The 13405-nt window shown below is 35.7% G+C and carries 12 protein-coding genes; 7 read left to right on the forward strand and 5 right to left on the reverse strand.

The window, feature by feature from the left end:
- The first annotated feature begins 758 nt into the window (after positions 1–758).
- Both KGI01_RS07200 and KGI01_RS07205 read left to right on the forward strand, forming a co-directional pair.
- Positions 759–2081 carry an MFS transporter gene (locus KGI01_RS07200; RefSeq protein ID WP_087680568.1) on the forward strand — a complete coding sequence of 441 codons (1323 nt, stop codon included), beginning with the start codon at positions 759–761 and terminating at the stop codon, positions 2079–2081.
- Between the two features lie 310 nt (positions 2082–2391).
- On the forward strand, positions 2392–2853 hold the full coding sequence (locus KGI01_RS07205; protein ID WP_141274130.1) for a hypothetical protein: 462 nt from the start codon (positions 2392–2394) through the stop codon (positions 2851–2853).
- Positions 2854–3046: 193 nt separating this feature from the next.
- On the opposite strand, the gene KGI01_RS07210 is transcribed toward KGI01_RS07205, so the two are convergent.
- The gene (locus KGI01_RS07210) at positions 3047–4342 is read right to left on the reverse strand and encodes a hypothetical protein (RefSeq protein ID WP_141274131.1); all 1296 of its coding nucleotides are present in this window, start codon (positions 4340–4342) and stop codon (positions 3047–3049) included.
- Between the two features lie 191 nt (positions 4343–4533).
- Between KGI01_RS07210 and KGI01_RS07215 the strand changes: the two genes are divergently transcribed.
- From KGI01_RS07215 to KGI01_RS07225, 3 genes are all read left to right on the forward strand, one after another.
- Complete coding sequence (locus tag KGI01_RS07215) at positions 4534–5313, forward strand: amino acid ABC transporter substrate-binding protein (RefSeq protein WP_141274132.1); 780 nt, start codon at positions 4534–4536, stop codon at positions 5311–5313.
- Between the two features lie 111 nt (positions 5314–5424).
- The gene (locus KGI01_RS07220) at positions 5425–6084 is read left to right on the forward strand and encodes an amino acid ABC transporter permease (protein WP_087680570.1); all 660 of its coding nucleotides are present in this window, start codon (positions 5425–5427) and stop codon (positions 6082–6084) included.
- A gap of 11 nt (positions 6085–6095) precedes the next feature.
- A complete protein-coding gene (locus KGI01_RS07225) occupies positions 6096–6842 on the forward strand; it encodes an amino acid ABC transporter ATP-binding protein (protein ID WP_141274133.1) in 747 nt (248 codons plus the stop codon).
- A gap of 58 nt (positions 6843–6900) precedes the next feature.
- On the opposite strand, the gene KGI01_RS07230 is transcribed toward KGI01_RS07225, so the two are convergent.
- From KGI01_RS07230 to KGI01_RS07240, 3 genes are read right to left on the reverse strand one after another with little or no spacing between them, the layout of a single operon-like run.
- Entirely contained in the window at positions 6901–9465 is a 2565-nt protein-coding gene (locus tag KGI01_RS07230; RefSeq protein WP_141274134.1) for a YfhO family protein, read from the reverse strand.
- The gene (locus tag KGI01_RS07235) at positions 9446–9829 is read right to left on the reverse strand and encodes a GtrA family protein (RefSeq protein WP_068454075.1); all 384 of its coding nucleotides are present in this window, start codon (positions 9827–9829) and stop codon (positions 9446–9448) included. Before KGI01_RS07235 ends, KGI01_RS07230 begins: the two co-directional genes overlap by 20 nt.
- A 16-nt stretch (positions 9830–9845) precedes the next feature.
- Positions 9846–10817 (reverse strand): glycosyltransferase family 2 protein, encoded by a 972-nt coding sequence (locus KGI01_RS07240; RefSeq protein ID WP_141274135.1) that lies wholly within the window; start codon positions 10815–10817, stop codon positions 9846–9848.
- Between the two features lie 212 nt (positions 10818–11029).
- On the opposite strand from KGI01_RS07240, the gene KGI01_RS07245 reads away from it, so the two are divergent.
- On the forward strand, positions 11030–12418 hold the full coding sequence (locus KGI01_RS07245; RefSeq protein ID WP_141274136.1) for an alkaline phosphatase: 1389 nt from the start codon (positions 11030–11032) through the stop codon (positions 12416–12418).
- A gap of 54 nt (positions 12419–12472) precedes the next feature.
- Positions 12473–13096, forward strand: coding sequence for a hypothetical protein (locus KGI01_RS07250; RefSeq protein ID WP_141274137.1), 624 nt, complete (start codon positions 12473–12475; stop codon positions 13094–13096).
- A gap of 203 nt (positions 13097–13299) precedes the next feature.
- On the opposite strand, the gene KGI01_RS14255 is transcribed toward KGI01_RS07250, so the two are convergent.
- Positions 13300–13405: aggregation-promoting factor C-terminal-like domain-containing protein (locus tag KGI01_RS14255; protein WP_458859445.1), on the reverse strand; the 106-nt coding region annotated here is incomplete at its 5' end.

A 13405-nucleotide genomic window follows, 5' to 3' on the forward strand; every position in this document is an offset into this window, starting at 1 on the left:
AAGGAATGTAACAGCTGTTACATTCCTTTTTTCTGTTTTATAACATTTTTGATATGGAATATTTTATAAATTAAACGTATTTAATTGAGAATTTATTTAAAAAATACTCAAATTAGAGTAATTTTAAGATGAATTTTTTGTGCATATTTTTCAAAAAATATCCTTTTATTTATAAAAAACCTTGTAATTTTTGGAAAAAAACGAGCGAAAAACGCTAAAAATAAAAAAATTTTTCACGAATTTAGGGGTTGATTTTTTAAAAGTTTTACACGTTATTATTTTCTTTCCCAGAAAGTCTCAAAAATCAATCTTTTATTATTATTCAATAAAAAGAATTTTTATTCATTTTCAATCATTCTTTTTTTAATTAATAATAATTCTTTTTCATCTATTTATCGAGCTTTTTCGACACGCTACTAACACATCTCTAAAAAACCCATTGTATTAAGGTTGAATATTTTAGCACTAAAATATTTTATTCTAAATTATGACAATACTTTTTTGACCTATTTCCCAACTACTTTTTTCTTTATAAATAGCGATTTACAGCCAATTCACAGTGTTGACACATTTCTAACCTTCCGTTAATATTTGTACAGCAAACAGCTGTTACGGCACTTAAAAAAATAAAAAAGGTCTCTCAGTTTTAAAAATGATTCATTCATACATCATATTTTAGCTTTCATACTAAAAATCAAAATATCATTTTTTTAACATTTCACAAATTTAGGCAGAGACTATAGAAAGAGGTCCATCAAATGAAAACAAAGAAAAAACTTCATTACGCTTGGGTAATTTTAATTGGTGTAGCTCTAATGGTCGGTTTAACTAAAGCTGGTTTATCGACAATTGGTGGTTTATTCCTAACACCGATTACAACTGATTTAGGTATTGGTATGGGTAGCTTAACGCTATACTTCTCAATCGCTTCAATTGTAACGATGTTCTTCTTACCTTTAGCAGGTAAAATTATTGCGAAATATAATGTTCGCGTTGTATTAGTAGTAGCTATGCTATTACAAGCTGGTGGTTTTGCAGCATTCGGTTTAATGAACTCTGTATGGGGTTGGTACATTTTCTGTATCCCAATGTCAATCGGTTCTGTATTTTTAACACAAATCGCAGGTCCTGTTCTATTAAACAACTGGTTTAAAAAACATAATGGCTTAGCTTTAGGGATCATGGTAGCAACTGGTGGTATTATCGGTTCAATCTTACAACCTGCTGCTGGTAACTTAATCGCAGACGCTGGATGGCGTAACACTTACTTCATCTTAGCTGGTGGAGTTGCAGCAATCGTTATTCCAATTATCTTATTAACAATTCGTTTTGCACCAAAAGATAAAGGTTTACAACCATTAGGTGCTGAAGAAGTAACAGATGCACAAGGAAACAGTGAACCACAAGTAATCAGTGGCGTATCTTTCGCAAAAGCGAAAAAATCAACTGCGTTCATCGCGTTATTCTTATTCTTCTTCATTATTACGTCAATCGCTTCATTCAGTCAGCATTTAGCACCGTTCGCTATGACAAATGACTACTCAATCAAATTCGCTGGTACTGCTCTTGGTATCATGCAACTTGGTATCGTAGTTGGCGCACTTTCATTCGGTATTTTAGCTGACAAAATTGGCGCTCGTAACACAGCAATTTTTGCAATGATTTTAGGTGTTGTACCAATTATCATTTTCTTATTAGTTCCACAAAGCCCTGCTATGTTCATCGTAGGTGTAACAATCTTCGGCTTTATAACATCTTCATTAGGTACATTAGGACCGCTATTAACTTCTTCATTATTTGGTATGAAGGATTATGCTCAAATCTACTCTCTAGCTGCAATTGGTCTTGCAGTAGCAGGGATCTTAGCGTTACCAGCATACGGTTTCATGTTCCAATTAACAGGTTCTTACAATTCTGTACTATTCGTAGTACTTGCTTTATTAGTAATTAACATCTTCTTAATTATCTGGGCATTCGTTGGCAAGAAAAAATTACTTGCTCAAGGCGCTTGGGAAGAAGTGGCTGTTACAACAGAAGCTCCAAAAGAAGCCGCTGTTGCAGCAGAACCAAAAAACGCTTAATTCGTTCAAATAGGTAGAAACACATTTTACTCACGTTGTTTTTTATAGAAAAAGACGAGGACATAAACTGTTCTCAGTCATACAAAAAGGAGATTGCCTATGCAGTCTCTTTTTTGTATGACTTTTTTATAAAATAGCAAGCAACTTGTGTGTGGCATGCCGAATTTAATGGATTGTAAGGTAGAAGGTGTTTATCTAAACTTATATACTTGCTCTATTTACATCAAGGCATCCTCTTATTCTTATGTTGAGTAAAGAAGTCTTCTCTAACCTTAATAAATCAGAATTCAAGCGAAATTGGAGGCTCACGATGAAGAAAAACTATTCTCGCTTGTCATTATTATTTACTTTGTTAGGTATTATAATTATTTTTCTTGGTATCAAACAATCTTTCATCGTAATGTTTTTAGGAATTGTTCTATTAATAGCTGCATTCGTAATAGGTACGATAGCAGTTGTTAAACGTGAACATAGTAGTCTCATTATCTGGTCACTTTTTATTATATTTCTTTTTATATTACCACTGGCAAAACCATCTAATGCTTCTTTCACTGATTGGTTAGCCGTTCAACACCCATTCGATTGCCAAGAAAAAGCATGTGTGTCGAATACAGAAGGTGAAAAAGTAATAAGTAGAACGTCGGAAGATTATTTTTTCTTCAATAAAAAGAGTATTAAATTAGAAGATGAAAAAAGAAGGCTTTTTCTTATTGAAGGGGTTGGTATTCTTGGTGGGTACACAACTTTTACATATAAGCCTGTATTTGAATAATAACAATGAAACCATCAAAGCACTGCATATTTTTTAAATGACCTTTTGGGACAAAATATATCATTTAGCAACAAAAAATCGGAACCACGCCACAGCACGGTTCCGATTTTTTGTTGCTCATATAAGGTCCTCTTTTACATGTATATCCTAACCTATATAGAATCATGAAAAACTTTTTATCACAATTTTTTATTTACTTCAATTCTTTTTTCATCAAATCATAGCCACTTACATCATGCATGAGTTGTGTAATCAGCTGTTCTCTTGCTTCTTCATTAAATACTTCAATTTCTTCATTAGAATCATGTAGATAGTTTTTAGGCCATGATTTTTTGCGCTCTTTTTTTAATTGATTTAAAACAACTTGATTCAAAGCAATCTCTTTTTCTTCTGCATCTACTGCTTTATAAAAAGCTTCATCAAAACGATACTGTGCTTCTGCCCACTTGCCTTTTGACTGTTGAATGGCTTGACGAGCTACATCGATATAGATTTGTTCAGTTGGTGCTAAATCTGTCACTTGTACTACTTCGTAAGTTACGCTTACTCCTTCTTCAGTATCTAATGTGATGGTTTGCCCCTCTTTCACAGATTCAAGGGTCGACCATTTACGCTCTAAATATTTCGGTAATAGTGCATCCTCTTGTATTAGCGTTAACATCGTTCCGTCTTTTGCTTCTAGTCGAATCTTTTGATCATGCTTATTTAAATGGTTTGGTTGAAACTGTGCAACTGCTTTTATACGAACAAATGGTAGTAAATCATCAAACAGTGCTGGTTGCGTATTATAAAGTAAATTCAAGTGGTAGGCTGCTTCACTAAATGGATGTGCGCCTTGTTCGTAATATTGTTCTTGAAGCTTCGGCTGTTTTTTCATCCAATTTTGAACTAATGGAAAATACAGTGCATGCTGGAATTGCTCTTCTTTCGGAATCTCATTCCACTCTCGTTTGTTATAGGCTTGAATTGATTCCTCACTCGCATCTTTATAGTCTCCCTCTTTATTAAAACCATCTTCATTAAAGCCTTGTCGATTATAACCATAGCGGTCATAACCATCTGCATCATATCCTGCTGCATCATAACCATAACGGTCGTATGGCGCTCTAAAATGCGATGGTTTACCTTCATGTGTAGTACCTTCTTTATTTATACCTAAACGGTTAAAACCATCTGGATCATAACCTTCTCGATCAAAACCATTCCGGTTATAACCGCGCCGATCATACCCTTCTTTGTCATATCCTTCTTCATTAAAACCTTCTTTTTTTACATAACTTGCGATGGTCTTTTCTATTTGTTTTTGACTTTCTTCTATATATATGGTGTAACTTTTATATTTCATCTCATTCATTATGAAATCTTTTGATAATGTATAATTTTTGGCTTGTTGTTCTGTACGTGTATACTCTTTGTTGTCTGCCGATTCTGTACAACCAGTTAATAGTAAAGTACCGCACAATAAACTAGCTGTAACGATTTTTTTCATACAATCCTCCTCTTTTTTGACTGTACGTTTACAGTAACAAAATGGTAGTTGGTTGTAAATGTAAATCCAAAAGTTCTTATTATTTTTCGTAAAAAGCTATTGTCTAATTTCGTCTTTTAATGTTATACTATATTCACTTACTAATACATTAGCACACTAAAGTGTTTTACTTAAAAAAGGAGCGAATACATATGAAAAAGATGGGACTTATTTTTACGCTACTACTTGCTTTGTCAGTTGTTTTAGCAGGTTGTGGTACATCAAAAGCAGATAGCTCAGATAAAAAAGAATTGGTAATTGGTGTTGATGATCAATTTGCACCAATGGGATTCCGAGATGACAAGAATGAACTAGTTGGTTTCGATATCGACTATGCAAAAGCTGCAGCAAAAGAAATGGGTTATACAGCGAAATTCCAACCAATCGACTGGTCAACAAAAGAAGCTGAATTACAAAGTGGACGTATTGATTTAATTTGGAACGGTTATACAATTACAGATGAACGTAAACAAAAAGTATTATTCTCTAAATCTTACTTAGAAAATGCACAAGTAATCGTAACAAAAGCGGATTCACCAATTAAAAAATTAGCCGATTTAAAAGGTAAAAACATCGGTTTACAAGCACAATCTTCAGCTTCTGAGGCATTGAATGCAAACCCAATTAAAAAAGACGTGAAAAACGTGAGCGAATATAAAGATAATGTGCTCGCACTAAACGATTTAAAATCAGGCCGTACAGACGCAGTCATTATTGATGAAGTCGTTATTGATTACTACATGAAAAAAGAAAAAGGCACATACACATTACTTGAGGAATCTTTAGCACCTGAACAATACGGTATTGGTGTGAAAAAAGGTAATGAAGAATTATTAAACAAGTTACAAAAAGCACTTGATACAATGAATACAAATGGCGAAGCTGAAAAGATTTCAAAAGAATGGTTCGGTGAAAGTAAAGTATTAAAGTAAAAAGGTCGTAACACATCGACAAGTGTGAGAAATTGACACTTGTCGACTTTTTGTGAACACGATACACTTACAAAGGAGCTTTTTACAAGAAATGAGGAGGACAATTTATTTATGAGCTTTGATTATTTTATGTCTGTACTAAAACCTATGTTGACAGGCGCTCAAATGACACTGCTGTTATTCTTTATTACGATTGTTTTGTCGATTCCACTTGGCTTCTTAGTCATGTTGGCACAAAAAAGTGCATTTAAGCCACTTGCATGGTTAGCGCATACATTCGTTTATGTTATGCGTGGTACACCGCTATTATTACAACTGATTGTTGTGTGTTTTGGTCTTCCTGTCATTCCAGGTATTGGCGAATATTTAGTATTGGATCGTTTCACAGCGGCAGGAATTGCATTCGTTTTAAACTATGCAGCTTACTTTGCAGAAATCTTTAGAGGTGGCGTATTATCAATTGATAAAGGTCAATACGAAGCAGCACAGGTACTTGGATTTAATAAATTCCAAACATTAACACGTATTGTCATTCCTCAAATGTTCCGTATTGCCCTACCAGCACTTGCAAATGAGTCGATTACATTAATGAAAGATACAGCACTTCTATACGCAGTGGCAGTTCCTGAACTATTACACTATGCACAGACAGCTGTAAATCGTGATTTAAACTTCTTCCCATTCGTTATTGCGGGTGTCATCTATCTATTATTAACTGCAGTCTTAACATTCATCTTTAAACTACTCGAAAAGAAATTTTCATTTGAATAGGAGGGATTTTCATGGCTATTATTGAAATTGATCGTTTAAAAAAATCATTTGGTCAAAATGAAGTATTAAAAAGTATTACGTTCTCTGTTGAAAAGAATGAAGTTGTAGCAGTGATTGGTCCTTCTGGTTCAGGTAAAAGTACAATGCTCCGTAGTCTTGTACATTTAGAGAAAATTGATGGTGGTTCGATTGTCATTGACGGCGAATATCTTGCAAAAGATGGTCACTATCCGAAAGCAAAGGATATTCGTGCGATTACAGCGAAGACGGGTATGGTGTTCCAACATTTTAACCTCTTCCCACACTTAACGGTTCAAGAAAACTTAGAGATGGCACCTCGTCTTGTGAAAAAACAAGAGAAACAAGCCCTTCGTCAAAAGAGTAGCGAACTATTACAAAAAGTAGGCTTATCAGATAAGGCTGAGGCGATGCCAAATAGTCTATCAGGTGGTCAAAAGCAGCGTGTCGCCATTGCGCGCGCATTAATGATGAACCCTGAACTACTATTATTCGATGAACCGACTTCTGCACTAGACCCTGAATTAACAGGTGAAGTGTTAAAAGTAATGAAAGATTTAGCGCGTGAAGATATGACGATGATTGTCGTAACGCATGAGATGGCATTTGCGCGTGAAGTTGCCGATCGTGTTGTCTTTATGGCAGATGGTGAGATTGTAGAAGCAGGAACACCTGAAGAAATTTTCGACAATCCGCAACACGAACGAACAAAAGCTTTTTTAAGTAAGAACTACAAATAAAAATAACCCCTATCAAATCGTATATAAATTTGATAGGGGTTATTTAATTTGCTTTCTTTTAAACACGTTGCCATTTCGGTATTTTTTGTCGTTGTCGCCACCAATAGAGTAAAAATCCTATCCATGTTATAACCGAAACCCATAAGGCATATGGCCAGTATGGTGGACGGTAGTATAGTTCGACTTCATGCTTCCCTGTCTCCTCCATTGGAACACCAACGAAAGCATAGTTCACTTTTTCGACTGCTACTTTTTTTCCGTCTACTTTAGCATGCCATCCTTTTTCGTAAGGAATCGACGATACGAGTACATCGTCTTTTTTCACATTTACTTCACCACTCGCCTCGCCGTGGTTCCACGAGACATCTGCTTCATTCTTTTTATTATAAGCTGCATTTAATGTTGTATAATCCTCATCATAAATCGCTACATCTTTTAAACGATACGTTCCCTTTGGTAATTCTATGAGTAATTGATCAGAAGCATCGACTGCGAGCGTGATATGATTATAATTCGTACGATAGATGGAATTCGATTTTTTACGTGTTGTACGGTATTCATTTGCTTCCATTGTAAAGCCTGTGTAATTCCGAATACCTTCTATATACATCTGTACATACATTGTTTTAGCACCCATAATTGGTGCAAGACTGAATGCTACACGACCTTTATCTTGATCAATAATTAGTTCCTCACCATCCCAATGCCCACCTTGTACCGTATTGCTTAGAATCTTACGTTTTTTGACTTTCGGTGCTTTTTCCTTACCATCTGTCATAATAACGCCATCTAGCATTGCATGTTCTTTCGCAAGAACCGGTGCATCGTCTAAATCAGACTGACGATACGTTTTTGTCGCAATACGAAATACAGGTAAATATTGGTCATTTTCGTAAATTTGCGTATTTTCATTTACCTTTACGAGACGGTAATTATATGGTACTGCTTCATTCGACTTTTCACGCATATAAAATTGAACTTGCTGCATCGCCATTAAGTTTGTGCGATTACCAAGCGTTCCATAACGACTAACACTTTCACGTGCCATATCAATTTGCAAGTCACGTAAATACCATAATAGTAAATCGCCATTTAGAATACTGGAATAAATACTCGTTCCTCGGAAGTTTTGAACCATCGGTGTATTATTACGATAAGGTACCATCCAATCAATGCGTGCATCTTTTGAAACTTTACGTTGTTGCATCCATTCGACTGCTTGTTGTTGCTCATTCGAATGATACGCTTCTGATGTGATAAAGGACTTCGTTGCAACACCTGTTTTTGTTAAATCTTCTGAAAAAATATTGGCTTCAATTATACTAAACACGAGAATACTTGCTGAAAACCAAATGAGTGGTGCACGATACCACTGTGTAATAGCGAAAATAACAAGCCATATAGCTGTGGTAATCAGTAATGGCATAGATGATTCATATTGTGGTGTGAGCCATATAAAGAGACTCCATAGTGCTATAAAGCCAATGACTCCATAAACAATCGTACGATCTCGACGCCATTCTTCAAAATACTTAATCGCTACACCAAGCATCCCTGCAAAACTTAAGATAACAATCGATTCCCAGCGCTGTTGTGGTGCTGAAAAACCATTAAAGATACTGCCGATATATGGAATAAAGTGCGCAATGATTCCTCCCCCTGCAAAAATTGCAAAGAAGCGGAATGTACGATGACGATATAACGGTTTGATAAAGAATAAAATAAAGATAAAAATCGGTAACCATAAAACACGCGGATTCATGATGATGGCGTCATTGATTTCAAAACCTTTGATTGGGTCTTGAAATGGCGGTCTCACATTATTTATAAATCCATAAGCAGCTGGTATAAACGCAAAACAAGCAAGAGCAAAGCTGATGATGCCACTTGCGATATATCGCTTTAACTGCTCAAAAGCGCTTCTTTCATTATCTGTTAGATGTATAAATTGACGTACGATCATGTAGATTACTGCGGTTAATAAGACAACATAGGATACATAAAAGTTACTAATCATCATGAGTGCTGCTGATAGTGTAAATACGAATAGTGACTGTTTACGTATAATTCGCTCAACACCAATTAAAATAAGCGGTAGCCAGAACATCGCATCCGTTAAAATATCCCAGTACATCTCATGCCGGAAGAAAAATGGACTTAGTGCATAAAAAACTGCACCAACATATGCCCCGCGAATGGATTGTAAGATTTGCTTTAAAAATATATACGCAACAAACATGATGACTGTTTGTTTAAATATGCTCATTGGTAAGACGAGCATCGTCCAGTAATCAAAATCTGGCGTAAATTGAAAAAGAGTTGCAAACCCCCATGTGATTGCAACCCATGGTAAGAAAAAGAGATTCGTTGTGAAGTAATAAGCGAGCGAACTAAAAAAATCGCCACCTAGTCCGAAATCAGCAGAATAGAAAAAACGTCCTTCTGCATATTGATTATAAATAAATTGTTTAAAAGGCAGCATTTGTGATAAGCCGTCATTAATCCCCTTCATTACAGTACCTTGTTGCCAGGTAATTATGTAAAAAAGATGTGCCAATAAAGAGATGATGAGCATGCTTATTAGCACAACTCCGTTGACCCTTCTACGCTTCTTTTGAAACACGGATAATCCTCCTTGTCACAACAAAAGTAATCGGAATACTAATTAATACTGTTGCAATCGGTGCAAAATAAGGTGACACAAACAGCCATTCCACAAATACAAACATACCAATCGTTTGAATGACGATATTCGTTACTTGTGTTAATGGAAAGAGTAAAAATGATTTCCATGATGGTTTTTCCTCATACGTAAAGTATACATTCATAAAATACGAACCAATCATACTGTTAAATGTCGCCACAATATGACTGAGGAGATAAGGCCATTCACATACTGTATAGAGTAGCAGATACCATAAGTAATAATGGCCCGTATTGAGAACACCTACAATGATAAATTTGATATATTCTTTTCTAGTATTCATACACACGACTCATTTTCTATTTTGAACTGACCTTACTCTTCTCCATACTCACAACACGTAATGCACGATTCACATTCGTTTCGCCTACGATATAGTGCGGTCTTCTTTTTACCTCACAATAGATGCGTCCGATATATTCGCCAATTACACCCAAACTCATCAACTGTAAACCTCCCAGCACAAGAATGGCAGAAATCGTTGTAAAGTAGCCAGGTACGTCAATTCCTTTGAAAAAGATTCTTCCAAGCATAATTGCGATATAAGCAATCCCTGAAAGCACCGTCAATAACCCTAAATATAGACAGATGCGAAGCGGTTTTGTATTAAAGGATAAAATACCATCTACTGCGTACGAGAATAACATACTAACGGACCATTTCGTTTCGCCAAATTGACGCTCGACATTTTCATAGTAGATATTCTTTTTTGATAATCCAATCCATTCGAAAAGCCCTTTTGAAAAGCGATTATTTTCACTTAAAGATAAAAGTGCATCAACTGCTTGGCGACTTAATAGACGGAAATCTCCTGCGCCATTTTGTAATTCTACTGTACTTAATTTATTCATCATTCGATAAAAAGTGTTTGTAATACCACGATAAACCATGCTCTCTCCACGACGATCGCGGCAAGCAATGACTTGGTGATACCCTTCTTCGAAACCTTTCATCATGTCCATTATTAAACTTGGCGGATGTTGTAAATCACTATCCATTAAGATGACTGCATCTCCCGTAGCATGTTGTAAACCTGCATAGATAGCCGCTTCCTTACCAAAATTTCTTGAAAAAGATACGTAGTTCACGTGATTATCTTTTTGCTGTAGTTCTCTGATACGTTCTAGCGTTCGATCTTTACTCCCATCATCGACATAAATAAATTCGTAGTCGTATTTGGACTCTCGAACCTCCCGATCAATCGCTTCGTAAATTCGCGGCACATTCTCTTCTTCATTGTATGCCGGTAGAATAAACGATATTTTTGACATATAGCTTCCTCCTTACAGCAAGACTCTTTTATTATCTTATCCTAAAAATAAATACTTTAAACATGGTTGCTAGTTTTTACTAAAATATTAAAAAAGTATTTTTATAGAAAAGACAATCATTTTATTATTTTTACATACTTTTACATTTAGAACAATCCTCCTTTACAATTATTCTGTATAGTAAAATTATAAAACTAAAGGAGGATTTACCCTTGAAAATCATATCAAAAAAATTACTCTCTACTTTTGCTGCATCTGCAATAGCATTCTCTACCATTGCAGCTGGACAAACGTCTGATGTCTCTGCTGCAACAAAGAAAAAAACAGCTACACCCGAAATTAAAAATGTCATTTTTTTAATAGGTGACGGTATGGGAACATCCTATACATCTGCTTATCGTTACTTACAAAATAGCTCATCGACTAAGTTCGTCGATAAAAGTGTATTTGATCGCTATTTAGTTGGGCAACAGATGACATATCCTGAAGATCCAGCGCAAAATGTAACAGATTCTGCAAGTGCAGCTACTGCCATGTCTGCTGGTGTTAAAACATACAATGCAGCCATCGCTGTTGACAATGACCGTTCAAATGTGAAAACCGTTTTAGAAGCCGCAAAAGAACAAGGCAAATCAACAGGTCTTGTTGCAACATCTGAAATTACACATGCAACACCAGCTGCTTTTGGCGCTCATGATGAAACGCGTAAGAATATGAATGGGATTGCGGATGATTATTTTGATGAAAAAATTAAAGGTAAACATAAGATAGACGTTCTACTTGGTGGTGGTAAAGCGAACTTTGTACGAACAGACCGTGACTTAACAAAGGAATTTAAAAAAGCAGGTTATCGTTATGTCACATCAAAAGATCAACTTCAAAAAAATACAAATGAAAAACTACTTGGATTATTTGCAGATGGTGGATTAGATAAAAAAATCGACCGCAATAGTTCGACTCCTTCTCTCGGTAATATGACGAATGCAGCATTAAAACAATTATCTAAAAACAAAAAAGGTTTCTTCTTAATGGTAGAAGGCAGTCAAATTGACTGGGCTGGACATGATAATGATATTGTCGGTGCTATGAGTGAGATGGCAGATTTTGAAGATGCTTTCGAAGCAGCTGTGGAGTTCGCTAAAAAAGATAAACATACATTAGTTGTGGCAACAGCTGACCATTCAACGGGTGGATTCTCAGTAGCGCAAGGTGGCGACTATAATTGGAATCCTGAAGTGATTCGTTCCATTACAAGAACGCCTGACTTTATGGCAGAACAAATTACAGACGGTGTCGCACCTGAAAAAGTATTAAAAAAATACATTCAATTCCCTCTAAGTGAAGAAGAAATTCAATCTGTTGTCACTGTAAAGGAAAAAGATGTAACAACGATTGATAACGCTATCGAAAAAATTGTCAATCAGCGCTCAAATACCGGTTGGACAACAGGTGGACATACAGGTGAAGATGTAAACGTTTATGCATATGGACCAGGATCAGACCAATTCCGCGGGTTACTTGATAATACTGACCAAGCGAAAAAAATCTTTAAGATTATTGAAAAAGGTGCGAAAAAACAAACGGTCATTAAAGACCGCTAAGGAATACGGGGGCAATTCTATATGAATTGTCTCTGTTTTACATAGGAGGCTTATATGAAAAAATGGATGTATGGTAGTTTATTTTTGTGCTTATTACTCGCAGGTTGCACGTCACAAGCTGAAACAAAACCAGAAAAACAACAAGAAGATTATCGGACAGATTATACGGTCAACCCTCAAGTACCCGATGATACGAATTTAAAAGAACAAGAAGATACCGTTCGTTCTCGCCTTGGTGTTGCTACATTAGAGAATGCTTCATTCAAAGTAGATACGTATAATTTAGGTGATATAAAATTGACCGTTCACGAAACAAAAATTTTACAACTGACACCTTCTCACAGTATGATTGATTATTTTCATGGATTAACAGACCGTACTACTTTTCCGATTGCGAAAGTATTTGTGACAATCGAAAATACCGGAAAGAAAAAAATTCAGTTTGCGCCATTTGCTGTTGCTTCTTTAGGAAAACAGATGTGGACACATGAGCAAGAAGTTTATTTAGATAATTTGAATGGTACTTATCTTCCTGGTGAAATAAAGCGTGGTAATTTAGGCGTTATTTTACATGAAAAGTCAGCAGGAACAATCCAAGTGAAGACAACAGATGTTCTTGATGAAAAATCTAAAAAAATTCAAAAAGCAGCTGATTGGCAAATCATTCTGCCAAAATAGAAAATCAGACTGGGATGAAATATGTCACTTTCTTTTTTAGCGTTCACAAAGAAAAACTGGAACCGCGTCACAGCGCGATTCCAGTTTTTCTTATGCTCATATAGGAGGGTATTTTTACACTCATGTCTCAATCTGATTTTTACCTAATAAAAAAGAGAAACTGCGCGTAGCAGCCCCTCTTTAGTTTACTGTTTTAAAAAATCTTAGTACCAGCCGTTTGAAACCCAGAATTGTTTTGCTTTTTCCCATGAACCGTAGCGTTGTTTCACATAGTTATCCGCTACACGTTCTTGGTTAGCTGCTGAATAA

It is taken from the genome of Kurthia gibsonii (assembly GCF_006539985.1).
Lineage (GTDB): Bacteria > Bacillota > Bacilli > Bacillales_A > Planococcaceae > Kurthia > Kurthia gibsonii.

Excerpts from the sequence above, each read along its gene's own strand:
- KGI01_RS07200 (WP_087680568.1), top strand. The coding sequence starts at position 759 with ATGAAAACAAAGAAAAAACTTCATTACGCTTGGGTAATTTTAATTGGT.
- KGI01_RS07205 (WP_141274130.1), top strand. The coding sequence starts at position 2,392 with ATGAAGAAAAACTATTCTCGCTTGTCATTATTATTTACTTTGTTAGGT.
- KGI01_RS07210 (WP_141274131.1), bottom strand. The coding sequence starts at position 4,342 with ATGAAAAAAATCGTTACAGCTAGTTTATTGTGCGGTACTTTACTATTA.
- KGI01_RS07215 (WP_141274132.1), top strand. The coding sequence starts at position 4,534 with ATGAAAAAGATGGGACTTATTTTTACGCTACTACTTGCTTTGTCAGTT.
- KGI01_RS07220 (WP_087680570.1), top strand. The coding sequence starts at position 5,425 with ATGAGCTTTGATTATTTTATGTCTGTACTAAAACCTATGTTGACAGGC.
- KGI01_RS07225 (WP_141274133.1), top strand. The coding sequence starts at position 6,096 with ATGGCTATTATTGAAATTGATCGTTTAAAAAAATCATTTGGTCAAAAT.
- KGI01_RS07235 (WP_068454075.1), bottom strand. The coding sequence starts at position 9,829 with ATGAATACTAGAAAAGAATATATCAAATTTATCATTGTAGGTGTTCTC.
- KGI01_RS07240 (WP_141274135.1), bottom strand. The coding sequence starts at position 10,817 with ATGTCAAAAATATCGTTTATTCTACCGGCATACAATGAAGAAGAGAAT.
- KGI01_RS07250 (WP_141274137.1), top strand. The coding sequence starts at position 12,473 with ATGAAAAAATGGATGTATGGTAGTTTATTTTTGTGCTTATTACTCGCA.